This window comes from Streptomyces smyrnaeus (assembly GCF_017676345.1).
Classification (GTDB): domain Bacteria; phylum Actinomycetota; class Actinomycetes; order Streptomycetales; family Streptomycetaceae; genus Streptomyces; species Streptomyces smyrnaeus.
In genome coordinates, this window is sequence record NZ_JAFFZM010000002.1 from 316064 (window position 1) to 341392 (window position 25329).

Consider the following 25329-nt stretch of genomic DNA (forward strand, 5'->3'; position numbering starts at 1 on the left):
ACCGCCGACAGCGGGTCTTGCGGCGGCGTCGCGGACCCCGCCGTTATGGTCGCTGTATGACTGATCTGCCCACCTCCGCAGAAGCCACGTCCGTCGTGCTCGGCGCCCAGGGGACAGAGGTGACGGTCGAACCCCAGCGTGGGTGCCGACTCGCCTCCCTCCGGGTGGGCGGCACCGAACTCCTGCGCCAGGGACCGAAGTACGGGTCGTTCGTGATGGCGCCGTGGTGCGGCCGCACCGCACAGGGACGTTTCCGCAACGGCGGTGAGATGTTCCAACTGCCGCTCAACAACAGGCCGCACGCCATCCACGGCACCGTGCGGGACGCGGTGTGGCGCCAGGCGCCCGGTGCCACCGGAACGAAGGCGTCGTTCACCTATGAACTGACCGACCCCTGGCCCTGGGAGGGCCGCGTCACCCAGGTCGTCGAGCTCGCCGAGGACGGCGGTTCGCTGACCCTGAAGCTCGCCGTCGAGACCTTCGACGTCTCCTTCCCGGCGCAGGCCGGCTGGCACCCGTGGTTCCTGCGCAACCTCGGCCAGGGCGGTGAGGACGTGCGGATCGACTTCTCCCCCGAGTGGCAGGAGGAGCGGGGCGCCGACCACATCCCCACCGGTACCCGCATCGAGCCGCGGCCCGGCCCCTGGGACGACTGCTTCGGGATGCCGGGCGGTGTGGACGTCACCCTGACCTGGCCGTCCGAGCTGTCGCTGCGGATGACCTCGCGGGCCGAGTACGTCGTGGTCTACGACGAGCCGGAGGAGGCCGTCTGTGTGGAGCCGCAGTCCGGCCCCCCGAACGGGCTCAACTCCCACCCGCGCCAGGTGACTCCCATCGACCCGCTGGAGCTGACGACGACCTGGAGCTGGCAGCGGCTCTAGGCGGCTGCCGGGAGACGGTCGCGGGACGCATAGGCTGAGGCCTCATGAATGACGACGTGCGCGCCGCGCTGCTGCGACAGATCAAGGACAAGGCCGTGGTGCACGGCCGCGTCACGCTCTCCTCCGGAGCGGAGGCCGACTTCTACATCGACCTTCGCCGGATCACCCTGGACGGTGAGTCGGCGCCGCTCGCGGGCCAGGTGATGCTGGACGCGACGGCGCATCTGGACTACGACGCGGTGGGCGGCCTCACCCTGGGGGCCGACCCGGTCGCGTCGTCGATGCTGCACGCCGCCGCGGCCCGCGGTCGGCACCTCGACGCGTTCGTCGTCCGCAAGGCGGGCAAGGCGCACGGGCTGCAGCGCCGGATCGAGGGCCCGGATGTCGCGGGGCGCCGGGTGCTGATCGTCGAGGACACCTCGACGACGGGGAACTCGCCGCTCACCGCTGTGGAGGCGGCCCGCCAGGCGGGTGCCGAGGTGGTCGCGGTGGCGACGATCGTGGAGCGCGGCGCGGCTCCCGCGATGGAACGCGCCGGGGTGCCGTACGTATACGCGTTCGATTTGGACGACCTCGAACTGGGGTGAGCCCCCAGTGGTCCCCGTGCCCGCGCTCGTCGTTTCACGTGAAACCACCTGCACCTGGCCACGCGTGTCACATTCAGCGCGTGTGCCACATCCAGTACATGTGGCGCTTATGGCACACCTGTCACTTAGTGAACTTGTGAATACTCGCGTCCGGAGCATCCGGCCCCGTCTGGGAAGATGGGCACGACGATGACGTCGTTCCGTTGAGCCGAAGCCGGATTCACCACGCACACCCCAAGGAGCGGTCTGATGCCCATCGCAACCCCCGAGATCTACAACGAGATGCTCGACAGGGCGAAGGAGGGCAAGTTCGCCTACCCCGCCATCAACGTCACCTCGACGCAGACGCTGCACGCCGCGCTCCGCGGCTTCGCCGAGGCGGAGAGCGACGGCATCGTTCAGATCTCCACGGGCGGGGCCGAGTTCCTGGGCGGGCAGTACAGCAAGGACATGGTCAGCGGCGCCGTGGCGCTCGCGGAGTTCGCACACATCGTCGCGAAGAAGTACCCCGTCAACGTCGCCCTGCACACCGACCACTGCCCGAAGGACAAGCTCGACGGCTACGTCCGCCCGCTGCTGGCGGTCTCCCGCGAGCGGGTGCAGCGCGGTGAGAACCCGCTCTTCCAGTCCCACATGTGGGACGGCTCCGCCGAGACCCTCAAGGACAACCTGGAGATCGGCCAGGAGCTGCTGGCCGAGGCCGCCGCCGCGAAGATCATCCTTGAGGTCGAGATCACCCCGACCGGTGGCGAGGAGGACGGCGTCACCCACGAGATCAACGACGAGCTGTACACCACCGTCGAGGACGCCGTCCGCACCGCCGAGGCGCTCGGCCTCGGCGACAAGGGCCGCTACCTGCTCGCCGCCTCCTTCGGCAATGTGCACGGTGTCTACAAGCCGGGCAACGTGGTGCTGCGGCCCGAGCTGCTCAAGGACCTCCAGGAGGGCGTCGCGGAGAAGTTCGACAAGCCCGCGGGCAGCCGGCCGTTCGACTTCGTCTTCCACGGCGGCTCCGGCTCCACGGAGGAGGAGATCGCCACCGCGCTGCAGAACGGCGTGGTGAAGATGAACCTCGACACCGACACCCAGTACGCCTTCACCCGCCCGGTCGCCGCGCACATGTTCAGCAACTACGACGGTGTGCTGAAGGTCGACGGCGAGGTCGGCAACAAGAAGGTCTACGACCCGCGCAGCTGGGGCAAGGCCGCCGAGAAGGGCATGGCCGACCGGGTCCAGGTCGCCTGCGCCAACCTCCGCTCGACGGGCACCCGCCTGAAGTAGCAGCGCCTGAGGCAACAGCCAGAACACGATCCACAGGAAGCCCCCGGCGCGCCGGGGGCTTCCTGTGTTCGACTGCCGCCATGGAAGCCATCTGGACAAGTGTCGTCGCGGTCGGTGGCACGCTGCTGGGATCGGTGATCACCCATGTCTTCCAGCGCCTCGCCTCCCGGCGCAACGAGGAGTTCACCCGCGCCGAGGCGCTGCGCCAGGAGTGGATAGCCACCTACACCGCGTTCGCGGCGGCAGTGGAGGACTACCGCCACGGCCAGGCCACCCGCTGGTACCGCAAGACGGAGGACGCGGGCGGGGAGTCGTACAAGGAGGCACGCGACGAGGCGCACCGGCTGCGCACGGTCACCCGGCAGGCGCTCTACCGGGTCAAGCTGCTCACCCACGACCAGAGCGTCGCCCGCGCGGCCGAGCTCGCCTACCAGCAGACGATGGAGATCTCCGAGGCGGGGGAGCACTCTGAGTACCTCAGCCGGGCGCGGGGGGCTCGGGAGGCCATCGAGGCGTTTGTCTCGGTGGCCTCCCGGCTGGTGCGGTGACGCTCTCCGCTTGCCGGGCGGGGGCGCCCCGCTCAGTGCAGATAGGACGCTCCGTTCAGGTCGAGCACGGCGCCGGTCGCCCACTCGGAACCCGGCGAGTCGGCGGTGAACCAGGCGACGGCCTCGGCCACGTCGCGGGGCTCCGCGATCCTGCCGATGGGGTGGTCGGCGACGATGCGCTTGCCCTCGGGGCTGTCCAGCAGGGGCTGGGTGAGATCCGTACGGGTGAAGCCGGGCGCGATGGCGGCGACGGCGATCCGGTGCGGGCCGAGCGCCACGGCCAGCGACTGGGCCAGCGCGTGCATGCCCGCCTTGCTCGCGCCGTACGCGGGTACGTCGGGCTCGCCGCGGTAGCCGCCCCGGGAGCCGACCATCACCAGCCGGCCGCCTCGCGACCCCTCCGGACGCCGCAGCAGATGGTGTGCGAAGCACCAGGACAGATGGGCGGCGCCCAGCAGGTTCACCTCCAGGGTGCGGCGCCACAGCCGCTCCCACTCCTCCCAGGGAGTGGTCGCGACGGGGTGCTCGATGTGCACGGCCGCGTTGTTGACCAGGACGTCGACGCCGCCGAGTGTGGCCACCGCGTCGTCGAAGAGGCGTGGGATCTGCTCCGGGTCGCCCACGTCCCCGACGACGAGTGCGTGGCCGTCTCCGGCCAGGCCCGCGACGACGGACTCGCCCGCGGCGGTGTCGGCACGGCAGTGCACGGCCACCGCGTCCCCGCGTTCGGCGTGCACGGCCGCGATGGCGGCGCCGATGCCGGTGGGCCGTGAGGCCCCGGTGACCAGCACTCTCCTGCGGCGGCCGGTCCGGCTCTCCTCGGCGGTCATGCGCGCTCCTTCCTCGGCTCGTCCCCCGCCGCCTCCCTCAGCAGGCGGTGGATGCGGTGCACCGCCTCGTACACGTCCTCGAAGCGGGTGGACAGCGGCGCGGGCGAGACGCGTATCCGGTCGTGTGCGCCGTAGTCGACCAGCACGCCCGCCCGCTCGGCGATCAGCGGCACCAGCGCCCGCGCCCGCTCGTGCGCGTAGGTGAGGTGGCCGCCGCGCTCGGTGGGGTCGGACGGGCCGGCGAGGCGGAAGCCGTACGGAGTCAGCAGTTCGGCGGCGAGCCGTTGGAACAGACCGGTCAGCGCGGTGCTCTTGGCACGCATCCGCGCCGGGCCCGCCTCGCCCAGCAGCCGTACCGCGGGCCGGAGGGCGGCGAGCGAGAGGACGGGCGGGGAGCCGGTGAGGAAGCGGCGGATGCTGGGGTCGGGGTAGAAGTCGGTGCGCATGGCGAGCTGTTCGCGGTGCCCGTACCAGCCCTGCACGGGCTGGGTGAGCCTGCCGTGCAGCTCCTCGCGGACGTACAGCAGCGCGGGGGCGCCGGGCCCGCCGCACAGATGCTTGTAGGTGGAGCCCACCGCCAGGTCCGCGCCGTCCGCCGTCAGCCGCAGCGGCAGCGCCCCCACCGCGTGGCTGAGATCCCACAGCACCAGCGCTCCGGCCGCGTGGGCGATCTCCTGGACGGCGCGCATGTCGGCCAGTGCGCCCGAGCGGTGCGAGACCAGTGACAGCGACACCAGCGCGGCCCCACCCTCGACGGCCAGCCGGAGCTGGTCGAGCTGCGGTCCGCGGTCCGGGTCGGTGCGCACGACGCGCGCCTCGCGGCCGTACTCCTCGGCGAGCCCGGTCAGTACGTACTGGTCGGTGGGGAAGTTGTCGTCGTCCAGCACCACGGCCCCCGGCCGGTCACGGAGTGCGGCGGCGCCGAGCTTGTAGAGGTTGACGCTGGTGCAGTCGGAGGCCACCACCTCGCCGGGCCTGGCGCCCAGCACCGTGGCGGCCAACTCGTCCCCGACCCGCTGCGGCAGGTCGAGCCACTGGGTGCGGGCCTCGGCCAGCCGGTCTCCCCACTCGCCGCGCACCAGTGCGTCGGTGGCGTCGGCGGTGGCCGCGGGGAGGCGGCCGAGGGAGGCCCCGTTGAGGAAGACCAACCCGTCGGGTGTGGGGGCGAAGCGGGTGCGGAAGGCGGCGAGCGGGTCCGCCGCGTCCAGCTGGCGGACGGTGCTCAGCTCGACGGCCTCCTCCTGGCGGACCTTTGGGTACACGTCCTGGTATGCGGCCTGGTGGCCGTTGTGGTGCCCGTGTGTTTCCGGCTGCGTCGTCGTCATCTGCGCCCCCTTGGAATCCTCCGCCGCCTGATGTCCTCGCGCCCTCATAGCCGTCCCCGCGCCGCCCACAGGTCGGGGAAGAACCGGTGCTCGCTCACACGGCGCAGCCAGGCCACCCCGTGCGTGCCGCCCGTGCCGGGCTTGGTGCCGATGATCCGTTCGACGGTGAGCAGATGCAGGGACCGCCAGCGGCACATCGCCTCGGCCACGTCCGCCAGCGCCTCGGCGAGCCAGAACAGCTCCCCTCCGGACTCCGGCCGGGAGGGGCCCCCGCCCGGGGCGCCGCCCTTGGCGTACACCTGCGCCCACGCCCGCTCGGCCGCGTCGCTCGGCGCGTAGGGCTGCGACCAGTCGCGCTCCAGCGCCGTCGCGGGGAGCGGGGCGCCGCGCCGGGCGAGCAGCGCCAGGGCCGCGTCGTACACGCTGGGCTCCTCCAGCGCCCGGCGCACCTGCTCGGCCACCCCGGGGACGCCCAGATGCGGGCGGGCGAGCCGGGGGTCCTTGTTGCCGAGGACGTACTCCACCATCCGGTACATGTACGACTGGAGGCCCGAGGCCTGCCCCAGGCTGTCGCGGAAGGCGTTGAACTCGGTGGGTGCGAGGGAGCCCAGCACGTCCCAGGTCGAACACAGCAGCCCGGCCTCCCGCTGCACGCGGCGCAGCACCCAGGTCGCCTGCCACACCTCGTCCTCGGCCAGCAGCGACCGCACCCGCACCAGCTCCTCGTACAGGAGCTTGAACAGCAGCTCCTTGACCTGACCCAGGACGTAGAAGGGCAGCTCGGCGGGGGCGTCGGAGCGGGGCTGCTGGAGGGAGAGGAGAACGTCGATGGACTGGTAGTCGATGTACGGGGTCGAGCCGCCCGCGAACTCCACCAGGGGCTCGCCGTCGCGCAGCGCCGCCAGTCGGGCCCGCTCGGCATCGCTGCCCTTGCCGCCCGGCTCGCAGCCGTGGCCGCCGCCGTAGTTGCCGTCGCCCCCGGTGTCGCCGTCGCCGCTGTGGTTCGCAGCCGTCACGCGCCGCACCCCGCAAGCCACTTCTCGCAGGCGCGTGCGTACCGGTCGGCGAACAGCCGGTCGGGCATCGTCACCGAGGCGTACCGGCGGCCGAACCGTGCGTGGTAGGCGCCGAACCACTCCTCGTCGTCGTCCAGGAACAGTACGTCGTGGAAGGCCATGTGCCGCAGGGCGAACAGCGGTACCGGCGCCCGCGAGACCCGCAGGCCCGGGTTGCGGGCCGCGCGCTCGTCGCACGCCGGATGGAACTGACCGAGCATCAGATAGCGGCGCACCAGCTCCGGCTTGACCCTGCGGTGTGCCTCGTCCAGCAGCGGCAGCGCAGCCGCGTCCAGGCCGGTGAGGACGACGACGAAGGCGTGCAGTGTGCGGTTGCGGATCGGCCATTCCATCTGCTGGAAGGTGTCGACCATCCGGTGCACCAGCGCCACCAGATCCGCCACGTCCGGCTCCGGCCCGACCTCCCACTCCGCCACCCGCAGCGTCTCCGCCTCCATCGCCGGGCCGACGAACGGGCAGACCTGGCCGTCCCGCCCGAGCCGGCCGTGCGGCCGGCACAGAAACTCCTCGAACCAGTGCCACGCCGCTTCCCGTGGTGCCGGGCGGCGCTCGCCACTGTCCCCGTTGGATAAGTCCATACGGTAAGAATCACGCCATCCCGGGCGGGTACGGCAGACTCATCTCCGTCATCGTGTGCGGGACGCCGGGAGCCTGCTCCGGGCAGGCGTGCCTGGTGGGGCGGAGCGCAGGTGACGGGAAAGCAGGGAGGCGGTACCAGAGGCCGCTGGGACATGGCTGCTTTTGCGTGGTTGCCACCGGCCGGGCCGGGCGTTCCCCGCCTCGTCCGGGCGCGGCCACGCCACGATGGGGGCGTGGACCCCTCCTCGCGCCCCTTCCGCAGCGCCGCCGGGCTCCGCGACGCCCTCGGCCTGGCACAGGGCAACGTCCCGCGCCGGCTCACCCAGCTCTACGCGGGGCTGGTCCTCTTCGGCGCGAGCGTCGCCCTGCAACTGCGCGCCGGGCTCGGCCTCAACTCCTGGGACGTCTTCCACCAGGGCGTCGCGGAGCACACCGGGCTGAGCATCGGCACCGTCGTGGTCCTGGCCTCCGCCGCCGTGCTGCTGCTGTGGGTGCCGCTGCGGGTGAGACCCGGCCTGGGCACCGTCTCCAACGTGCTGCTGGTCGGCCTGTCGATGGACGCCACCTTGGCGCTGACCCCCACGCCGCAACCGCTGCTCGTCCGGGTCCCGCTGTTCCTGGTCGCCGTGGTGCTCAACGGAGCCGCGACCGGCCTGTACATCGCCGCCCGCTTCGGACCCGGACCCCGGGACGGTCTGATGACGGGGCTGTGCCGGGTCACCGGCCGCTCCACCCGGCTGGTGCGGACGGTGCTGGAGGTCACCGTCCTGGTCACGGGTTTTGTGCTGGGCGGTGCCGTCGGTATCGGCACGGTGGTCCACGCGCTGACCATCGGGCCGCTGATCCAGTTCTTCCAGCGGCTGTTCGCCCCGCGGGAGCCTGCGGGGGCCGCCGGGCGGGGCCTACCGGGGCAGGCGGCGCCCTGACCCCGGGGGAGACGCCAGGACGTCGGTCCGTACAGGCACACTGGGAGTCATGGCCATTCACGAAAACCTGCTCGGGGGTCCGCCCCCGACCCACCTTCCCGACGATCCCGGGCCCCGCGAGCTGCTCGCCGCCGGGACGGCACCCGCCGAGGTCGCCGCACAGCACCCCACCTCGTCGCTGGCGTGGGCACAGCTCGCCGACGACGCGTTCGAGGCGGGCCGCGTCGTCGAGTCGTACGCCTACGCGCGCACCGGCTACCACCGCGGGCTGGACGCGCTGCGCCGCAACGGCTGGAAGGGGCACGGGCCCGTGCCCTTCGAGCACGAGCCGAACCGTGGCTTCCTGCGCGCCCTGCACGCCCTCGCGCGTGCGGCCCAGGCGATCGGGGAGCACGATGAGTACGAGCGGTGCTCCTCCTTCCTGAAGGAGAGCTCACCGACGGCTGCCGCGACCCTGGGCTGAGCCGGCTGCCGGCACTGGTACCGGCGCCCGGCGCCCGGTGCCCGGTGACCGGCGTCCGATGACCGGTGGGTGTACGGCGGTGGTGAGGGCACCCGCTTCGAGGCGGGGTGACCTTGCCGCCGCCGCCGCACAGCGCGCATGATGCCGGTGGGCCCCCAGGGGCCCGAGGGGACCGGGGCTCCGATGTCTATCTGGAAGGAGCGGACCGCTACCCGGAAGCACAGCGAGTGGAGACAGCGATGTCACACGACCCCGATGCCCCGGTACTGGATTTCGCGGGCACCACACCGTACGAGGACTACGTCCGCGCCGACGTCCTCACCCACCTCCAGGACCCGCTCTCCGACGACCCCGGAGAGATGGCGTTCCTCGTCACCACCCAGGTCATGGAGTTGTGGTTCACCGTCATCGTGCACGAGTGGCAGACGGCGGCGACCCGGCTGCGGCAGGACGACATCGAGGGCGCGCTGGCGGCCCTGAAGCGGTCCACCTACGAGCTCATCTCGCTCAACGCCTCCTGGGAGCCGCTGGCGCATCTGACCCCGGCCCAGTTCAACGCCTACCGTTCGGCGCTGGGCGAGGGTTCCGGCTTCCAGTCCGCGATGTACCGGCGGCTGGAGTTCCTGCTGGGCGACAAGTCCGCCTCCATGCTGGTGCCGCACCGCGGATCGCCCCGGGTGCACGCCGAACTGGAGAAGGCGCTCCACGAACCGAGCCTCTACGACGAGGCGCTGCGCTTCCTCGCCCGGCAGGGGGAGGACGTGCCCGAAGAGGTGCTGCGCCGGGACGTCGCCCGCAAATACGAGCCCGACCCGGGCGTCGAAGCCGTATGGGTACGCGTCTACGAGGGCGACCCGGGCTCCGCGGCACACCGGCTCGGCGAGGCGCTGACCGAGGTCGCCGAGCTGGTCTGGCGATGGCGCAACGACCACCTCGTGGCGACCCGCAGGGCGATGGGGTCCAAGGTCGGTACCGGCGGCTCGGCCGGGGTCGCCTGGCTGGAGAAGCGGGCCGCCAAGCAGGTCTTCCCCGAGCTGTGGACGGCGCGCAGCCATGTCTGACCCCACCGCGGACCCCGCAGCGTTGCCTGCCGACGGACTGGCCGAGGAACTGGCCGAGGAAGCCCTCGCCCGGGACGCCGCCGACCCCCTGGCCCAGCTGCGTGAGCACTTCGTGCTCGACCCGGCCACCGTCTATCTCGACGGCAACTCCCTCGGTGCGCTGCCCAAGGCCGTCGAGGGACGGCTCGCGGACGTCGTCTCCCGGGAGTGGGGCCGGTTGCAGATCAGGTCCTGGGAGGAGTCCGGCTGGTGGACCATGCCGGAGCGGGTCGGCGCGCTGGTGGCGCCGCTCATCGGCGCGGCACCGGGACAGGTCGTCGTCTCCGACTCGACCAGCGTGAACGTCCTCAAGGCAGTGGTCGGCGCGGTGCGGATCGCGAGGCAGGACGACCCGGTACGCGACGAACTTCTCGTCGACGCGGCCACCTTCCCCACCGACGGCTACATCGCCGGGTCCGCTGCGCGGCTCACCGGCTGCACGCTGCGCGCCCTCGCGCCCGAGGACGTGCCCGCCGCGGTGGGCCCCCGCACGGCGGCCGTGCTGCTCAACCACGTCGACTACCGCACCGGCGCCCTCCACGACCTGCCCGCCCTGACGGCCGCCGTGCACGCGGCGGGCGCCCTGGCGGTCTGGGACCTGTGCCACAGCGCCGGTGCGCTGCCGGTGGGAGTGGACGCGCACGGCGTGGACTTCGCGGTGGGGTGCACCTACAAGTTCCTCAACGGCGGCCCCGGGGCGCCCGCCTTCCTCTATGTACGCGACGGACTCCAGGAGCGGTTCGACTCCCCGCTGCCCGGCTGGAATTCGCACGCCGACCCGTTCGCGATGGCGCCCGACTACGAGCCCGCGAACGGCGCGGTCCGCGGCCGGGTGGGCACCCCGGACATCCTGTCCATGGCCGCGCTGGAGACGGCGCTCGGCGTCTGGGAGGGGGTGCGGATCGAGGACGTACGGGCCAAGTCGCTGGCGCTCACCGACTTCTTCCTGCGCTGCGTCGCCGCCCACGGGCCGGCCGCCTCGGCAGGCGGTTCGGTGGTCGGCTCGGCGGGCGGGGGGCTCTCGGTGCGTTCGGTGACCCCGGTCGAACACGCGCGGCGCGGCAGCCAGATCTCCCTGCTGTGCGACCCGGCGGAGCGGGCGGAGCCGGTGATGAGGGAGCTGGGCGCGCGCGGCGTCGTCGGCGATTTCCGCCGTCCCGGAGTCCTGCGCTTCGGTTTCACCCCGCTCTACACTTCGTTCCAGGACGTCGAGCGTGCCGCCCGCGTCCTTGGTCAGGTGACCGGGGGAACGCGATGAGCCAGGACGAGTACAAGGCCCTGCTGGACCTGCAGCCGGCCGCGCCGGAGCGCCAGGAGCGGTACGGGCCGCATCCCTCGCAGGTCATCGACCTGTACGGAGAGGCCGCAGCGGGTGGCCGGGTGGTGCTGCTGCACGGCGGATTCTGGCGCGAGGAGTGGGACCGCAGCCACCTGTCACCGTTCGCCGCCGCCCTGGCGGGCCAGGGCATACCGGTGGCACTGGTGGAGTACCGCAGGATCGGCGGGGACGGCGGCTGGCCCGCGACGGTCGAGGACATCGACGCGGCCCTCGACCACCTGGGCGCGGTGCCCAGCGTGCTGTTCGGTCACTCGGCGGGCGGCCATCTGGCCCTGTGGGCGGCGGCCAAGCGGGAGCGGGCCGCCGGGCGCGTGGTCGTGCTGGCTCCGGTCGCCGACCTGGAGCGGGCCCACCAGATGCGGCTGAAGGGCGGAGTGGTCGCCGATCTGCTCGGCGGCGAGGACAAGGTCGCCTCCCTGCTGTCGGAGGCGGACCCCATGCGGCTGCTGCCCCGCCCACCGGTGGAGATCCTGCACGGCACCGCCGATCAGGAGGTGCCCATCGAGCTCTCCCGCCGCTACGCGAACAACTGGGGCGCCCGCCTCCACCTCATGCCGGGCGTGGGCCACTACTCCCCCATCACCCCCCGCACCCCCGCCTTCGACGTACTGGTCCGCTCCCTTCGCTAGTACGGCGTACACGCGTCCGGCCCCGCTGTCGGCGGGGCCGGGAGCGTGTGGACGCGCGGAGCGCCCCGGGGCATGACGGCTCAGTCGAGTTCGAGCTCGCCGATCCTCGCACCCGTGTTGAAGTCGGTGATGACGTTGTCGGAGACGTTGGTGGTCTCGAACTTCTTGATCGAGGTGGTGTCGTTGTCGCTGCTGCTGACTCGCGCGTCCAGGCTGTGCCGGCTGAAGTCCTGGGCGAACGAGGACCAGTGGCTGTCGCCGGCGAAGGCGGTGCCCGCCGAGCCGAGGACGGCGGCGGACGCCAGGACGGCGGCTGCGGTCGCGGTGCGGATGCGCATAGGTGCTCCTTGCGGGTCTGGTGCGCGGTCTCGCGCGGTTCTGCCTGTGCGTCGAGACCCCTTCCACACCTCGCAGCTGAACGATCATCATTAGTCCGTATGTGCCGGTCGTATACCCCGCACGGACGCGTCCGAGGTGCGCGGACCCCCGAATCGGCAGACACCCACGGGGCGGCTGCTCCCCGCCCGCTCGCCCCCGGCACACTTCCCTCATGAACACAGACCGGACCGAGACGGTGGAAGTCGGCGTCACCCTGGGCCTGTTCGCGGCCTGGGCGCTGCACGACGCGGAGGAAGTGGCCATGATGCCCCACTGGACCCGTACCCGCCTTCCCGAGCTGCGGGAGCGGATACCCGGCGTACCGGAGGCGCTGTGGACGCGGCTGGAGTCGATGGACGGCCGCCGGTTCGCCACCGCGGTCGGCGTCATGGCCGTCATCGTGGCGGCGGCAGCCGCGGACGGCTACCGCACGGGGGGCCGCGGCGGCTTCTACCAGGGGGCGCTCACCGGATTCGGACTGCACGGCTTCCTGCACCTCGCCCAGGCCGCCGCCACCCGCGGCTACACCCCCGGCTCGGTGACCTCCCCGCTGCTGGTGATCCCCTTCACCGCCTGGGCCCGCAAGCGGCTGCGCGCAGCGGGCGTACTCCGCCCGACGACCGCACGTGAGGTGGTGCTCGGCATCGGCGCCGCCGCAGCCGCGACGGCGGTCTCACACGGCGTCGCCGATCTGCTGCTGCGCGCCCTGGAAGGGCGCGGGCCTCAGCGCACGTAGCGCTTCAGCGGCTCCGTCTCCAACGAGATCCCGACCGGATCGGGGATGTCCACCTGCTCCCCGAACGACGCCGTGTGCAGATCGCGGTAGCGGCCTGCCTCCTGGCTCGGATTGGTGTGGACGACGACTTCGCACCGGTCGCGGTCGATGAGGAGATAGACGGGGATACCGGCCGCCGCGTACGCGGCCGGCTTCTCCCGGCGGTCCCGCTGGTCGGTGTCGGAGTCGTAGGAGGTGACCTCGACGGTCATCAGCACCCCTGCGGGGTCGGCCCACTCGCCCTGGCCCACGAAGTGGTCGATGGGTACGAGCGAGCCGTCCGGGCGCGCTCTGCCCTTGCGGCAGGCGCCGACCTTCAGACCTTGCAACGGATAGAGATCAAGCTCCGAGCGGGATTGCATGCACTGCCGCAGCAGCCACATGGTGATTGTTCCGCGATCTCCGTCCGGCGCTGCTTTCTCCGCGATCCGCCCGTCGACGAACTCCAACGTGACGGTCTCCGGGGCGGTCGAGGCGAGCCGTTCGAACTCCTCGACCGTCATACGAGACGTGCGCTCGGCCATAGCCGTCATGCTGTGCCTCCTCCAGGTGGAGGCCAGACTCACCCGCCGGGCCGACCGGCGGAGGGGGATCCCTCCCCGATTGGCCCGAACGGGTGAACGGTGGACGTGCGGGTGCTCAGAGGAAGGAGTTGATCTCGATCGTCTCGTCGCGGCCGGGGCCGACGCCGATGGCGGAGATGGGGGCTCCGGACATCTCCTCCAGGGCCTTGACGTAGGCCTGGGCGTTCCTGGGCAGGTCGCCGAAGGTCTTCGCCTTGGTGATGTCCTCGCTCCAGCCGGGCAGGTACTCGTAGACCGGCTTGGCGTGGTGGAAGTCGCTCTGGTTGTAGGGGAGCTCCGTGGTGCGCTCGCCCTCGATCTCGTAGGCGACGCAGACGGGGATCTGCTCCCAGCCGGTGAGCACGTCCAGCTTGGTGAGGAAGAAGTCGGTGAGGCCGTTGACGCGGGTCGCGTAGCGGGCGATGACCGCGTCGAACCAGCCGCAGCGCCGGTTGCGGCCCGTGGTGACGCCGAACTCGCCACCGATGCGGCGCAGTGCCTCGCCGTCGTCGTCGAACAGCTCCGTCGGGAAGGGGCCCGCGCCCACCCGGGTGGTGTAGGCCTTCAGGATGCCGATGACCCGGCTGATCTTCGTCGGGCCGACACCGGCGCCGGTGCAGGCGCCGCCCGCGGTCGGGTTGGAGGAGGTGACGAACGGATACGTGCCGTGGTCCACGTCCAGCAGCGTGCCCTGGCCGCCCTCGAACAGGACGACCTTCCCCTCGTCGATCGCGTCGTTGAGGATCAGCGTGGTGTCGGCGACGTAGCCGCGGATCTGCTCCGCGTAGCCCAGCAGCTCCTCGGCGACCTGCTGCGGGGAGATCGCGCGGCGGTTGTAGAGCTTGGCCAGCACCTGGTTCTTGAAGTCGAGCGCCGCCTCGATCTTCTGCAGCAGGATCGACTCGTCGAACAGGTCCTGGACGCGGATGCCGACCCGGTTGATCTTGTCGGCGTAGCTGGGGCCGATGCCGCGCCCGGTGGTGCCGATGCGGCGCTTGCCCAGGAACCGTTCCGTCGTCTTGTCGAGCGTCGCGTGATACGGGGTGATCAGGTGCGCGTTACCGCTGACCAGCAGCTTGGAGGTGTCGACGCCGCGCTCCTGGAGCCCGCTCAGCTCGGAGAGCAGGACCGAGGGGTCGACGACGACTCCGTTGCCGATGACCGGGGTGCACCCCGGGGAGAGGATCCCGGACGGGAGGAGATGCAGCGCGTATTTCTGGTCGCCGACGACGACCGTGTGGCCGGCGTTGTTGCCGCCCTGGTAGCGCACCACATAGTCCACGGAGCCACCGAGCAGGTCGGTGGCCTTTCCCTTGCCTTCGTCACCCCACTGAGCACCGAGCAGCACAAGTGCGGGCACAGGCGTACACCCCTTCCGGGCGGGGCATGTCCCACGTGCGGTGGCGCCACTCGGCACCCTCGCAAGAGCCGCAGGCCGGTACCCCAGATAGAGGAAGCCCCTGGCGCAACAGCGGCAGGGGCTCTTGCACCGAGAGATTACCGAACAATTCTCCCGGGTGACGAACAGGGGAGTGCCCCGAGCCGGACGGACGTACGAACCAGCACCACCTCAGTACGCAAGGGAAGTACGCATCGGAACCATCCGGATCCCTCCGGATTCATGAGGAAGGACCGTGGTGTCGGCTCCAGATTCCGCGAGGCCCCCCGCGAGCGTGGACCGGGCCGCCGGGGGCGCCCCCCGCGCGAACAGCTCGGGGGAGGTTCCGCTGCTCGTGGTCGTCGACCCGGTTGCCCGGCTCACGGACGCCGAGTCCGTCCGGATCGCCCGTGACGTGCTGCGTGCGGGCACGCCGGGGCTCAAGCTGTGTCTCCCCGACGACCCGGAGCAGACGCCGCGGCTGCTGGCCCGGCGCGGCGGCAGACGCCCCGTTCTGGTCGGCAACGACCGCGCCCTGCTGCGTGCGGTCCAGCATCTGCACGGGGAGCGCGCCCTGGCGGAGACGGCGCTGTCGGTGGTGCCGGTCGGCAACGGGCCCTCGGTCGCCCTCGCCCGCAGCCTCGGGCTGCCGTTGGACGCGGTCTCGGCGGCCCGTACGGTGCTGCGCGGCAACCCGCGAGCGCTGGACCTGCTGGTCGACGAGGAGGACGGGGTCGTCCTGGGCGGCCTGCGCACCGAAGGGCATCCGCCCGCCGCCCCGCCGCGCCCCGGGGGCACCCCCGCGTCCCCGCCCCCGCCGTGGCGGCGGATGTATCAGGCGCTGGCGCGCACGGTGCAGTCCCGCGCGGTGCAGTCCCGCAAGCCCCGTGCGGGGGAGCGCACGGCGGACGACCGGCGGGCGGCGCCGACGGCCCCCGCACCCCGTACGCCGCACCGGCACACGGTGCAGCGGCTGCGGGTGGAGGCGGACGGCGCGGTGGTGGCCGGTCCGGACCGGCCGGTGACGGATGTGACGGTGCGGACGACCGGCGCCGACGGGCTCGCCGAGGTGTCCGTCCAGCCGCTGACGGGCACGCCGGTGCGGGTACGGGCGAGAACCGTGACCGTCTCGGCGCCGGAGGGCTTCCGCTACCGCGCCGACGCCGATGCCGGGGCTTCGGCCGCCCCCGCCGAGTCCCGGACCTGGACCGTGCGCCCCCGCGCCTGGCAGCTGGTCCTGCCAGCAGGCTGACCCAGCTTCGCGGGGCAGGAGCTGCGCCCCGTCAGGGGCGCGGGGAACTGCTCCCCCAGCGGCACCCCCTCGTCGGAGCACGAGAGAGGGCTCAACCCTTGCGCGACTGCCAGCGCTTGAGCATGTCCTCCAGCCCGTGCTGCATGAATTCGAGGAACTCGGCGCTCTCCTGCACCCGGCGTCCGCCGGGGGAGTCGGTGCCGAGGGCCTCGGCGCCGGAGTTGAGGGTGACCAGCCAGCGGCTGAGCACGTTGTCTCGGTTGAGCAGGGTGCTGTACCAGACGTCCTGGTGCAGCGTGTAGCGCTCGCGGCGGGAGCCGGGGTCGCGCTGCCGGGAGATCATCCCCACCTGTGCGAGGTAGCGCACGGCGCCGGAGATGGCGGCGGCGCTGGCCTGGAGCCGTTCGCTCAGCTCGACGGAGGTGAGGGCGCCGTCCTCGGAGGCGAGCAGGCAGGCGAAGACGCGGGACGCCATGCGCTGCATGCCTGCCTCGGTGAGGTCGGCGGCGAACCGTTCGACGAAGGGGGAGACCCTCTTCTCGTAGTCCTCCACGGAGTCTTCTGCCACGTCTGTCAGCTTCTCCCTGCTCAGCGGTCCTGGGAACGACCCTAACGCTTCCTTAACTTCACAAATTTGTGAAATGAGCGTAGCTTCCAAAACATGAACGCGTCCATCACAGCGACCCGCTCCGCGGCGCCCGCCACCACGGCGATCTCCGTTTCCGGCCTGGTCAAGACCTTCGGCCGGACCCGTGCCCTCGACGGACTGGACCTCGAGGTCGCCACCGGCGAGGTGCACGGCTTCCTCGGCCCGAACGGAGCGGGGAAGTCCACGACCCTGCGCATCCTGCTCGGCCTGCTCCGCGCCGACACCGGCACCGCGCGGCTGCTGGGCGCCGACCCCTGGCACGACGCGGTCGCCCTGCACCGCCGGCTCGCCTATGTACCCGGCGACGTCGAGCTGTGGCCCAACCTCACCGGTGGCGAGGCCATCGACCTGCTCGCCAGGCTGCGTGGCGGCCTGGACCCCAAGAAGCGGGCCGAGCTGATCGAGCGCTTCGACCTCGACCCGACGAAGAAGGGCCGCAGCTACTCCAAGGGCAACCGGCAGAAGGTGGCCATCATCGCCGCGCTCGCCTCCGACGCCGAACTGCTGCTGCTGGACGAGCCCACCGCCGGGCTCGACCCCCTGATGGAGGTCGTCTTCCAGGACGTCATCGTCCAGGCGAAGGCCCAGGGCCGCACCGTCCTGCTCTCCAGCCACATCCTGTCCCAGGTCGAGAAGCTCTGCGACCGGGTGAGCATCGTCCGGCTCGGCAAGATCGTGCAGTCCGGGACGCTCGGCGAGATGCGCCATCTGACCCGTACGACCATCGAGGCGGAGATCGACCTGCCGGGGACGTCGGCCGGCGCGAGCTCCGAGGTGGCCGGCCTCGCCGACCTGCCCGGCGTCCACGACCTGGTGACCGAGGGCGACCGGGTGCGCTTCGCCGTCGACGGCGCCCACCTCGACGCGGCCGTACGCCGGCTGAGCGGACTCGGTCTGCGCAGCCTCGTCAGCCACCCGCCGACGCTCGAAGAGCTGATGCTGCGGCACTACGGCGACGAGCTCTCCGAGCGCGGGCACGCCCCGTCCGGCCCCGGCCCGAATGCCCCGGGCACCTCCGACCCCGCGGCGGCGGCCCAGGGCGGCTCCGCCGCCGCGCAACTCCCTGACCAGGCCGGACAGTCCACCGACTCGGCCACGGAGGGCGGATCGCGATGAGCACCGTCACCGACGCCACGCCCCGCACCGGGGCCGTACACCAGGAGAGCCGGCCGGCGGGTACCGCGCTCGCCGGTACGGGCACCCTCTTCCTGTTCGCGCTGCGCCGCGACCGGGTGCGGCTGCCCGTCTGGGTGCTGGCGGTTGTCTTCCTGACCCTCTCCACCGTCCAGAAGGCCACGGACATGGCGCCGGACGACCCGGACAAGGCCGCCGACATGGTCAAGACCCTCAGCGGCCCCGCCATGCTCGCCATGACCGGACCCGAGCACTACCTCTCCCACTTCACCCCCGCCTCCATGCTCAGCCTGCTGATGCTGGGCTACGGTGCGATCCTCGCCGGGCTGATGAGCGTGCTGACCGTCGTGCGGCACACCCGCGCCGACGAGGAGAGCAACATCGCCGAGCTCGTCCGCTCCGGCGTCGTCGGCCGGCACGCCACCCTCACCGCTGCCCTCGCCACGGCGGCGACCGCCAACGTGGTGCTCGGCCTGCTGCTGGCCGGGACGCTGCCCGCCGCCGGACTCGACGGCGCCACCGCGGGCGGCGCCGTGCTCTACGGCGCGGCACTCACCGTCATCGGCCTCGTCCTCGCGGGCGTCGCCGCCGTGACCGTGCAGCTGTCCGCGCACACCAGGGCCGCCTCCGGCCTGGCACTGTCCGTGCTGGGCGCCGCCTACGCGCTGCGCGCCGCGGGCGACGTCGGCACCGAAGCCGTCTCCTGGCTCTCCCCGATCGGCTGGATCCAGCGCGCCTACCCCTTCGCCGACAACCGCTGGTGGCCGCTGCTGCCCGCCCTCGCCCTGGCCGTCGGCACGGCCGCCGCCGGGTACGTGCTCAGCACCCGGCGCGACGTGGGCGCCGGCCTGCTGCCGCCCCGGCAGGGCAGCCCCGGTGCCTCCGCCGCACTCAGCCACCCGCTCGGCTTCGCCGTCCGGCTGCACCGCGGGCTGTTCGTCGGCTTCGGCGCGGCGCTGCTGCTGCTCGGCGCGATGTACGGCTCGCTCCTGGGTGACGTCGACGACATGCTCAAGGACCTGGACGACATCCGGGAAGCGCTCGCCGAGACGGGCGGCAGCCTCGTGGAGTCGTTCGCCTCGATGGTGATGCTCGTGGTCGTCGTCGTGGCCTCGCTCTTCGTGGTGATGGCCGCGCTGCGGCTCCGCTCGGAGGAGACCGCGGGCCGCGTCGAGTCCCTGCTGGCCACCGGCCTGTCCCGGTCCCGCTGGGTCGGCTCCCACCTGGTGGCCGCGCTGGTCGGCGGCACCCTCGTGCTGCTGCTCGGCGCGCTCGGCCTCGGCCTGGCGGGGGCCGCCTCCACGGGCGACGGCTCACTGGCCACCCAGCTGGTGGGCGGGGGCCTGGCCTACGCCCCGGCGCTGTGGGTGACCGGCGGCTTCGCCGTCCTGCTGTTCGGCTGGGCACCGCGCGCGACCGCGTTCGCCTGGGCGGTTCCCGTCTACGGCTTCGTCGTCGGCTACCTCGGCAAGCTTCTCGACCTGCCCGCCTGGCTGAACAACTTCTCCCCCTTCGGCCACGTCCCGCAACTCCCCGCCGAGGAGATGCGCTGGACCCCGATGGTGCTGCTGACGCTGGTGGCCGCCGCCCTGGTGGCAGCCGGTCTCGCGGGGTTCCGCGCGCGGGACCTGGAGACGAAGTAACGCCTCCGGGCTCGGGGCGCCCCCCGCCGGGGGCAGGGCGCCCCGGCGGCTCACCCGCCGGGCGCGTACCGCAGCGCCCGGCCGCCACTCACGTTCACCGCTCACCGCTCACGGCTTCTCCGGGTGAAGGGCCTCCATCGCGTCGGAGAGCCGTCGCAGCGCCTCCGCCACCCGGGCGAACTCGGCCTCGCCGCCGAGCTCTTCGCACAGGCGGCGGGCCAGATCGGCGTGGCCGGGGACGGTGCGCTCGACGGCGGCGCGGCCCTCCCGGGTGGGGGTGAGGAGTTTGGCGCGGCGGTGGGCCGGGTTGGGTTCGTACGCGGCCAGGCCCCGCTCGACCAGCAGGTCCGCGACGCGCTGCACGCTCTGCCGGGTGATGCCCATGGCGCGGGCTATCCCGGAGACGGGGAGCGGTTCGCGGAGCACGGCGCCGAGCACCTGCCACCAGGCGGCGGTCAGCCCGGCCGGACGGGCGATCAGCTCGGACGCCGCCAGGAACTGGCCGTTGAGCCGGAAGACGGCCAGCGCGGTCTCGCTCAGCAGCTCGGTCCCGCCCGGCGGCTGGGCCGCGACGGGCCGCTCGGCCGGGCGGCCCTGCTCAGCCGTCGGCCCCGTCATGCCTGCGCCGCCGCGAGGATCGCGTAGGCCTCCGGGTCGGAGTGCTGGTGGAGCCGGTAGAAGGCGTCCACGACGGGGGGCTCGTAGACGCCCAGCCGGGAGAGGATCTCGCGGGCGAAGGCGACGGGTTCGGTCGGTCCGGCCGTGATCAGATCGCGGTCGGTGACCGCGTCGGCGTCGCGGTAGCGGTCGCCGCCCCGGTAGCCGTTGGCCGCCTGGAGGAACTCCCGGGCGGCGCTGGTGTGCGCGCGCTCGTCGAGCAGCCCCTCGTCCGCGAGGCCGTAGACGGCTCCGCAGATGGCCGCGACGGGCACACCCGCGTGCAGGAACTCCCGCGCGGTGTACGCGAAGTCGGCGAGCGCGCCGCTGGTCCAGCTGTCGGCGCCGGGCAGGATCAGCAGCCTGCTGCTCAGGGGCCGCAGACCGTCGAGTGTCATGTCGGGCTCGATGCGCAGGCCGCCCTTGGTGGTGACGGTGTCGCCGGTGAGGCCGACGGTGCGTACCCCTCCGGGCAGGTGGGCGACGGCGTGACCGTACTCCCAGTCGGCGACGGTGTCGTACACGGCGAGATGGACGGTCATGGCGGCCTCCATGGGCGCTCGATGGCGAATGACAGAATACTGTCTTTTCGACAGCGTGCTGTCAAGTAGGAGCGTGGGCGAGCCGCCACCCGCGGATCACGCGGGCAGTGGGCGTTCGTGTACGACGTGTTTCATCACCAGCGTCGAGCTCAGCCGCTGGACGCCCGGCAGGGTGGCGAGGTTCTCGTCGTAGAGACGCTGGAAGGCGGGCAGGTCGGCGGTGACGACGCGGAGCAGGTAGTCGGGGTCGCCGAAGAGCCGCTGGGCCTGGACGACCTGGGGGAGTTCGGTGAGGGCCTGCTCGAAGGCGGAGATGGTGGTGCGGTCCTCCTGGCGCATGGTGACGAAGACGAGGGCGTCGAAGGTGAGCCCGACGGCGTCGGTGTCGACCACTGCGCGGTAGCCGCGGATGGCGCCGCTGCGTTCCAGTTCGCGCAGTCGGCGGTGGCACGGGGAGAGGCTGAGGCCTACGCGGGCGGCCAGCTCGGTGACGGTCAGTCGGCCGTCGTTCTGGAGCTCCGCAAGAATCTGCCGGTCCATGTCGTCCATGGGGAAGATTCTCCCACCAGGGGCGCGTCAGGCGACTGGATCGGGGAACACCTTCGGGGCAATTCTTCCTATTCTTCCTCTCTGTATCCGTCAGAGAGGAAGGACCGCCCGATGGCTGCCAGCTCCATAGCCGCGTTTTTCGCCGTTTCCTTTCTTCTCGTCCTCGTCCCGGGCGCGGACTGGGCGTATGCGATCACCTCGGGGTTGCGGGACCGGTCCGTGGTGCCGGCTGTCGGCGGGTTGATGCTGGGGTACGTGGGGCTCACGGCCGTCGTCGTGGCGGGGGTGGCGGCCGTGGTCGCCCGGACGCCCGGCGTACTGACGGCGCTCACCATGCTGGGCGCCGGCTATCTCGTCTGGCTCGGCGCCACCACGTTCGCCGGGGCGAAGGACGCCGGGCCGCCGCGCGCCGAGGAGGGCGCCGCCGCGGGACCGGGCGCCCGCTCCCGGGTGCTCAAGGGCGCCGGGGTCAGCGGACTGAACCCCAAGGCGCTGCTGCTGTACGTGGCGCTGCTGCCCCAGTTCGCCGACCAGCACGGCCACTGGCCGCTCGCCGTGCAGATCGGGCTGCTGGGGCTGCTGCACATGTGCATCGCGGGCGCCGTCTATCTGGGTGTGGGCTCGCTGGCCCGTACCGTCCTGCGTGCCCGCCCCACCGCCGCCCGCGTCATCACCCGGCTCTCCGGGGTCGCGATGATCCTGTTGGGCGCCGTGCTGCTGGTGGAGCAGCTGCCGCACTGAGGCGGCCGTCCCGCGGACGGTGACCGGCCGGCGCGCACCTTTCTCCTGCCGTTTCTCGTGCCGTTTCGCTTCTCGTTTGACCTCGCTCCACGCCCTCCCCGCACGCAGAAGTGGAGGGCGACATTACGCTGGCTGTCACCCTTCCGGGGGCCTCCCCGCCCGGAAGGCGTCCGTCCTGGGCCGGGCGGACACCACGCGAGTGAACCGAGGTACCGACCGTGACAATGCAGCACCCCTCATCGCCCGATCCGTCCGCCGCCTCGACAGCCACCTTCGTCCCGGACCCCGCCGCCGGTCAGGCGGTGTACGACGCCGACCGGGCACATGTGTTCCACTCGTGGTCGGCGCAGGGGCAGATCGACCCGCTCCCGGTGGCGGGCGCCGAGGGTGCGTACTTCTGGGACTACGAGGGGAAGCGGTACCTCGACTTCACCAGCGGCCTCGTCTTCACCAACATCGGCTACGCACACCCCAAGGTCGTCGCCGCGATCCAGGAGCAGGCGGCGAAGATGTGCACCTTCGCACCGGCCTTCGCCGTGGAGGCGCGCTCCGAGGCGGCCCGGCTGATCGCCGAGCGGACCCCGGGCGACCTCGACAAGATCTTCTTCACCAACGGCGGTGCCGACGCGGTCGAGCACGCCATCCGTATGGCCCGCCTGCACACCGGCCGGCCCAAGGTGCTCTCCGCCTACCGCTCGTACCACGGCGGCACCCAGCAGGCCATCAACATCACAGGTGATCCGCGCCGCTGGGCCTCCGACAGCGGTACCGCGGGCGTCGTCCACTTCCACGGGCCGCATCTGTACCGGACGCCGTTCTACTCCGAGACAGAGGAGCAGGAGTGCGAGCGGGCGCTGGCCCACCTGGAGCAGACGCTCGTGTACGAGGGGCCGCAGACCGTCGCCGCCGTGATCCTGGAGACCATCCCCGGCACCGCCGGGATCATGCCGCCGCCGCCCGGCTATCTGGCGGGGGTCCGGGAGATCTGCGACCGGCATGGCATCGTCCTCGTCCTGGACGAGGTGATGGCGGGCTTCGGCCGCACCGGCACCTGGTTCGCCGCCGACCTCTACGACGTCGTACCCGATCTGCTGACGTTCGCGAAGGGCGTCAACTCCGGCTATGTGCCGCTCGGCGGGGTCGCGATCGGCGCGAAGATCGCCGAGACCTTCGACCGGCGCCCCTACCCCGGTGGCCTCACCTACTCCGGCCATCCGCTGGCCTGCGCCGCCGCTGTCGCGACGATCCGCACCATGGCCGAGGAGGGTATCGTCGAGCACGCCGCGCAGCTGGGTGAGACCGTCATCGGTCCGGCGCTGCACGAGCTGGCCGGCCGCCACCCCTCGGTCGGCGAGGTGCGCGGCACCGGTGCCTTCTGGGCGCTCGACCTGGTGCGTGACCGGGAGACCCGCGAGCCGCTGGTCCCCTACAACGCGACCGGCGCCGACAACGCGCCCATGGCCGACTTCGCCGCTGCGGCCAAGCGCGGCGGCCTGTGGCCGTTCGTCAATATGAACCGCACCCACGTCGTACCGCCGTGCAACATCACCGAGGCCGAGCTCAAGGAGGGTCTGGACGTGCTGGACGAGGCCCTGACCGCGGCCGACGCACACACCACCGCGGGTGCCGGGGCCGCGACGGCGGACGCAGGGGGCACGGGGGCGTGATCAAACGCAGCACCCTGCGCTCGCAGATCGCCACGGCACTGCGCGACGAGATCCTGGCCGGCCGCCTCGCCACGGGCCGCGACTTCACGGTCAAGGAGATCGCCGAGCAGTACGGCGTCTCCGCGACGCCCGTCCGTGAGGCGCTGGTCGATCTCGCGGCGCAGGGGCTGCTGGACGTCGAACAGCACCGCGGCTTCAGGGTGCACGAGTTCACCTTCGCGGACTACCGGGCCATGTGCGAGGCGCGGGAGCTGGTGGTGGACGGAGTCTTCCAGGGGATCGAGGGCCCCCCGGAGCCCGCCGGGGAGCCGGCGGACGGCGCGGGCACCTCGGCGACCGCCGCCGGTGCCTCGGTCGCCCGCCGGGCGCTCGGCGGTCTGCGGCCCGAGGTGCTGGCCTCCGTACGCCGCCGCGCCGACGCCGCCGAACGCGCGGCGCGCGCCGGGGACCTCGATGTGCTGATCGCCTACGACCTGCGATTCTGGCGGGAGTTGAGCGGGCTGCTCGGCAACCCCTACGTCTGCGACTTCCTCGATCGGCTCCGCGTCCAGTGCTGGGTGTTCGCCGTCCCGGTGCTGCGCGGGTACGCCTCGCTGCGCGGCCGGCTGTGGTCCGGGCACAACGCGCTGCTGGACGCCGTCGAGTCGGGGGACGCGCGGGCGGCCCGCGAGGTCATCGCCACCTACAACCACCACGCGCTGGCCCAGGTGGGCGCGGACACCGCCACCGACGGTCCGGCGACGGGCCCGAGGGGCGCCGGCACGGACGGCCTGCGGAAAAATGCTGCGGACAACTCGGCGGCCCGCTCCGCAGAATCGGACGTATGAACGTTCATCCTGATCACGTCCGCCCCCTGGTCGCCCCCGCCGCCCGCACCGGGCGCACGCCGCTGCCGGACGGCCGGGAACTGGGGTGGGCGGAGTGGGGACCGGCCGACGGCGTTCCCGTCCTGTTCTCACCGGGCGCCGCCACCACCTGCTCCCTCGGCTTCGGCGCCGGCGTCGTCGACGCGCTCGGTGTGCGGCTGATCGCCCTCGACCGCCCGGGACTCGGCGCCTCCACGCCCGCGCCCGGCCGCACGTTCGCGGACTTCGCCGCCGACGTCGCCGCGTTCGCCGGGGCGCGCGGACTGGACCGGCCCGCGATGGTGGGCAACTCCCAGGGAGCGCCCTTCGCACTGGCCTGTGCGACCCACGGGGCGGTCCGTGCGCTGGCGGTGGTCTCCGGCGCCGACGAGGTGGCCGACCCCCGCTTCGCCGAGCCGCCCTTCACCGACGTACTCCCCGCCGACCTGTACCGCCTCACCGCGCTCGCCACCCGCGAACCGGAGGTGGCGCACACGGAGTTCGCGGCCTTCACCCCCGCGAGGATGTGGGAGATGGTGCTGGCCGGCAGCCCGCCCTGCGACCGCGCCGTCTACGAGAGCGCCGACTTCGCGGCGGCCTACCGAGGTGCGCTGCGGGAGGCGTTCGCGCAGGGCCCCGACGGTTACGCCCGCGACACGGTGCTGGCCATGGGGCGCTGGTGCATCGACCTGGCGGCGATCGGTGTGCCGGTCGATCTGTGGTACGGCGACCAGGACTTCGGCCACTCGCCCGACCAGGGGGAAGGGCTGGCGGCACGGGTTCCGGGCGCCGTACGGCGGGTTGTGCCCGGAGCGGGTGGCGCACTGCTGTGGACGCACGCCTCTGCGGTGCTGCGGGCGCTGACGGAGCGCTCCGGGGACGCACCCGGGTCCGGAACGGGTGCGTGAGCTTCACGCCCGGCAGGGGACGGACCGCAGGAGGCCGCACTACGCTGGGCTGCAGGCAGGTCCCTCACGGTATTGGAGCGCCCC

The 25329-nt window shown here is 72.4% G+C and carries 28 protein-coding genes; 17 read left to right on the forward strand and 11 right to left on the reverse strand.

Annotated elements, in window-relative coordinates; genetic code table 11:
* Positions 1-56 precede the first annotated feature (56 nt).
* The 4 genes from JW613_RS04890 to kilB all read left to right on the forward strand — a co-directional run bounded on the left by JW613_RS04890 (position 57) and on the right by kilB (position 3297).
* On the forward strand, positions 57-881 hold the full coding sequence (locus JW613_RS04890; protein WP_099883032.1) for an aldose epimerase family protein: 825 nt from the start codon (positions 57-59) through the stop codon (positions 879-881).
* 44 nt (positions 882-925) lie between these two features.
* Positions 926-1468 (forward strand): orotate phosphoribosyltransferase, encoded by a 543-nt coding sequence (locus JW613_RS04895; RefSeq protein ID WP_099883034.1) that lies wholly within the window; start codon positions 926-928, stop codon positions 1466-1468.
* A gap of 249 nt (positions 1469-1717) precedes the next feature.
* On the forward strand, positions 1718-2749 hold the full coding sequence (gene fbaA, locus JW613_RS04900) for a class II fructose-bisphosphate aldolase (RefSeq protein WP_209209452.1): 1032 nt from the start codon (positions 1718-1720) through the stop codon (positions 2747-2749).
* Between the two features lie 80 nt (positions 2750-2829).
* Entirely contained in the window at positions 2830-3297 is a 468-nt protein-coding gene (gene kilB / locus JW613_RS04905; protein WP_209209453.1) for a plasmid transfer protein KilB, read from the forward strand.
* 32 nt (positions 3298-3329) lie between these two features.
* On the opposite strand, the gene JW613_RS04910 is transcribed toward kilB, so the two are convergent.
* From JW613_RS04910 to JW613_RS35585, 4 genes are read right to left on the reverse strand one after another with little or no spacing between them, the layout of a single operon-like run.
* On the reverse strand, positions 3330-4127 hold the full coding sequence (locus JW613_RS04910; protein WP_209209454.1) for an SDR family NAD(P)-dependent oxidoreductase: 798 nt from the start codon (positions 4125-4127) through the stop codon (positions 3330-3332).
* Positions 4124-5452, reverse strand: coding sequence for a kynureninase (locus JW613_RS04915; RefSeq protein ID WP_209209455.1), 1329 nt, complete (start codon positions 5450-5452; stop codon positions 4124-4126). Before JW613_RS04915 ends, JW613_RS04910 begins: the two co-directional genes overlap by 4 nt.
* Before the next feature lie 44 nt (positions 5453-5496).
* On the reverse strand, positions 5497-6468 hold the full coding sequence (locus tag JW613_RS35580) for a tryptophan 2,3-dioxygenase (RefSeq protein WP_307865788.1): 972 nt from the start codon (positions 6466-6468) through the stop codon (positions 5497-5499).
* Positions 6465-7106, reverse strand: a complete 642-nt coding sequence (locus tag JW613_RS35585; RefSeq protein ID WP_245225017.1) for a DUF6875 domain-containing protein — start codon at positions 7104-7106, stop codon at positions 6465-6467. Before JW613_RS35585 ends, JW613_RS35580 begins: the two co-directional genes overlap by 4 nt.
* Before the next feature lie 291 nt (positions 7107-7397).
* Between JW613_RS35585 and yczE the strand changes: the two genes are divergently transcribed.
* From yczE to JW613_RS04945, 5 genes are all read left to right on the forward strand, one after another.
* On the forward strand, positions 7398-8033 hold the full coding sequence (yczE, locus tag JW613_RS04925; RefSeq protein WP_209209660.1) for a membrane protein YczE: 636 nt from the start codon (positions 7398-7400) through the stop codon (positions 8031-8033).
* Positions 8034-8082: 49 nt separating this feature from the next.
* The gene (locus JW613_RS04930; RefSeq protein ID WP_209209457.1) at positions 8083-8496 is read left to right on the forward strand and encodes a DUF3151 domain-containing protein; all 414 of its coding nucleotides are present in this window, start codon (positions 8083-8085) and stop codon (positions 8494-8496) included.
* Positions 8497-8735: 239 nt separating this feature from the next.
* A complete protein-coding gene (locus tag JW613_RS04935) occupies positions 8736-9557 on the forward strand; it encodes a tryptophan 2,3-dioxygenase family protein (protein WP_209209458.1) in 822 nt (273 codons plus the stop codon).
* On the forward strand, positions 9550-10854 hold the full coding sequence (kynU, locus tag JW613_RS04940) for a kynureninase (RefSeq protein WP_209209459.1): 1305 nt from the start codon (positions 9550-9552) through the stop codon (positions 10852-10854). The genes JW613_RS04935 and kynU overlap by 8 nt, the downstream gene beginning before the upstream one ends.
* Positions 10851-11564: an alpha/beta hydrolase family protein gene (locus tag JW613_RS04945; protein ID WP_209209460.1), complete on the forward strand. Its 714-nt coding sequence runs from the start codon at positions 10851-10853 to the stop codon at positions 11562-11564. Before kynU ends, JW613_RS04945 begins: the two co-directional genes overlap by 4 nt.
* A gap of 80 nt (positions 11565-11644) precedes the next feature.
* On the opposite strand, the gene JW613_RS04950 is transcribed toward JW613_RS04945, so the two are convergent.
* Positions 11645-11902: a hypothetical protein gene (locus JW613_RS04950; RefSeq protein ID WP_209209461.1), complete on the reverse strand. Its 258-nt coding sequence runs from the start codon at positions 11900-11902 to the stop codon at positions 11645-11647.
* Positions 11903-12114: 212 nt separating this feature from the next.
* On the opposite strand from JW613_RS04950, the gene JW613_RS04955 reads away from it, so the two are divergent.
* Positions 12115-12678 carry an HXXEE domain-containing protein gene (locus JW613_RS04955; protein WP_209209462.1) on the forward strand — a complete coding sequence of 188 codons (564 nt, stop codon included), beginning with the start codon at positions 12115-12117 and terminating at the stop codon, positions 12676-12678.
* Here the strand turns inward: JW613_RS04955 and JW613_RS04960 are convergent.
* On the reverse strand, positions 12666-13250 hold the full coding sequence (locus JW613_RS04960) for a Uma2 family endonuclease (protein ID WP_209209463.1): 585 nt from the start codon (positions 13248-13250) through the stop codon (positions 12666-12668). The genes JW613_RS04955 and JW613_RS04960 overlap by 13 nt on opposite strands.
* Positions 13251-13356: 106 nt before the next feature.
* A complete protein-coding gene (locus JW613_RS04965) occupies positions 13357-14640 on the reverse strand; it encodes an adenylosuccinate synthase (protein WP_209209464.1) in 1284 nt (427 codons plus the stop codon).
* A gap of 274 nt (positions 14641-14914) precedes the next feature.
* On the opposite strand from JW613_RS04965, the gene JW613_RS04970 reads away from it, so the two are divergent.
* On the forward strand, positions 14915-15910 hold the full coding sequence (locus JW613_RS04970; RefSeq protein ID WP_372447901.1) for a diacylglycerol kinase catalytic domain-containing protein: 996 nt from the start codon (positions 14915-14917) through the stop codon (positions 15908-15910).
* Between the two features lie 91 nt (positions 15911-16001).
* Here JW613_RS04970 and JW613_RS04975 read toward each other — a convergent pair whose 3' ends face one another.
* Entirely contained in the window at positions 16002-16478 is a 477-nt protein-coding gene (locus JW613_RS04975; protein WP_307865789.1) for a GbsR/MarR family transcriptional regulator, read from the reverse strand.
* A gap of 93 nt (positions 16479-16571) precedes the next feature.
* Here JW613_RS04975 and JW613_RS04980 point away from each other — a divergent pair, with 93 nt between their 5' ends.
* Positions 16572-17675 carry an ABC transporter ATP-binding protein gene (locus JW613_RS04980; protein ID WP_209209465.1) on the forward strand — a complete coding sequence of 368 codons (1104 nt, stop codon included), beginning with the start codon at positions 16572-16574 and terminating at the stop codon, positions 17673-17675.
* Complete coding sequence (locus JW613_RS04985) at positions 17672-19336, forward strand: ABC transporter permease (RefSeq protein WP_209209466.1); 1665 nt, start codon at positions 17672-17674, stop codon at positions 19334-19336. The genes JW613_RS04980 and JW613_RS04985 overlap by 4 nt, the downstream gene beginning before the upstream one ends.
* Before the next feature lie 108 nt (positions 19337-19444).
* Here JW613_RS04985 and JW613_RS04990 read toward each other — a convergent pair whose 3' ends face one another.
* The 3 genes from JW613_RS04990 to JW613_RS05000 all read right to left on the reverse strand — a co-directional run bounded on the left by JW613_RS04990 (position 19445) and on the right by JW613_RS05000 (position 21084).
* Positions 19445-19954, reverse strand: a complete 510-nt coding sequence (locus JW613_RS04990; protein WP_209209467.1) for a MarR family winged helix-turn-helix transcriptional regulator — start codon at positions 19952-19954, stop codon at positions 19445-19447.
* Positions 19951-20535 (reverse strand): DJ-1/PfpI family protein, encoded by a 585-nt coding sequence (locus JW613_RS04995; protein WP_209209468.1) that lies wholly within the window; start codon positions 20533-20535, stop codon positions 19951-19953. Before JW613_RS04995 ends, JW613_RS04990 begins: the two co-directional genes overlap by 4 nt.
* Positions 20536-20631: 96 nt before the next feature.
* Complete coding sequence (locus JW613_RS05000; RefSeq protein ID WP_099883068.1) at positions 20632-21084, reverse strand: Lrp/AsnC family transcriptional regulator; 453 nt, start codon at positions 21082-21084, stop codon at positions 20632-20634.
* A 111-nt stretch (positions 21085-21195) separates the two neighbouring features.
* On the opposite strand from JW613_RS05000, the gene JW613_RS05005 reads away from it, so the two are divergent.
* From JW613_RS05005 to JW613_RS05020, 4 genes are all read left to right on the forward strand, one after another.
* Positions 21196-21825 (forward strand): LysE family translocator, encoded by a 630-nt coding sequence (locus tag JW613_RS05005; protein WP_209209469.1) that lies wholly within the window; start codon positions 21196-21198, stop codon positions 21823-21825.
* A gap of 224 nt (positions 21826-22049) precedes the next feature.
* Positions 22050-23492: an aspartate aminotransferase family protein gene (locus JW613_RS05010; protein ID WP_209209663.1), complete on the forward strand. Its 1443-nt coding sequence runs from the start codon at positions 22050-22052 to the stop codon at positions 23490-23492.
* Positions 23489-24319 carry a GntR family transcriptional regulator gene (locus JW613_RS05015; RefSeq protein WP_209209470.1) on the forward strand — a complete coding sequence of 277 codons (831 nt, stop codon included), beginning with the start codon at positions 23489-23491 and terminating at the stop codon, positions 24317-24319. Before JW613_RS05010 ends, JW613_RS05015 begins: the two co-directional genes overlap by 4 nt.
* On the forward strand, positions 24316-25245 hold the full coding sequence (locus tag JW613_RS05020; protein ID WP_209209471.1) for an alpha/beta fold hydrolase: 930 nt from the start codon (positions 24316-24318) through the stop codon (positions 25243-25245). Before JW613_RS05015 ends, JW613_RS05020 begins: the two co-directional genes overlap by 4 nt.
* The last annotated feature ends 84 nt before the right edge of the window (positions 25246-25329 follow it).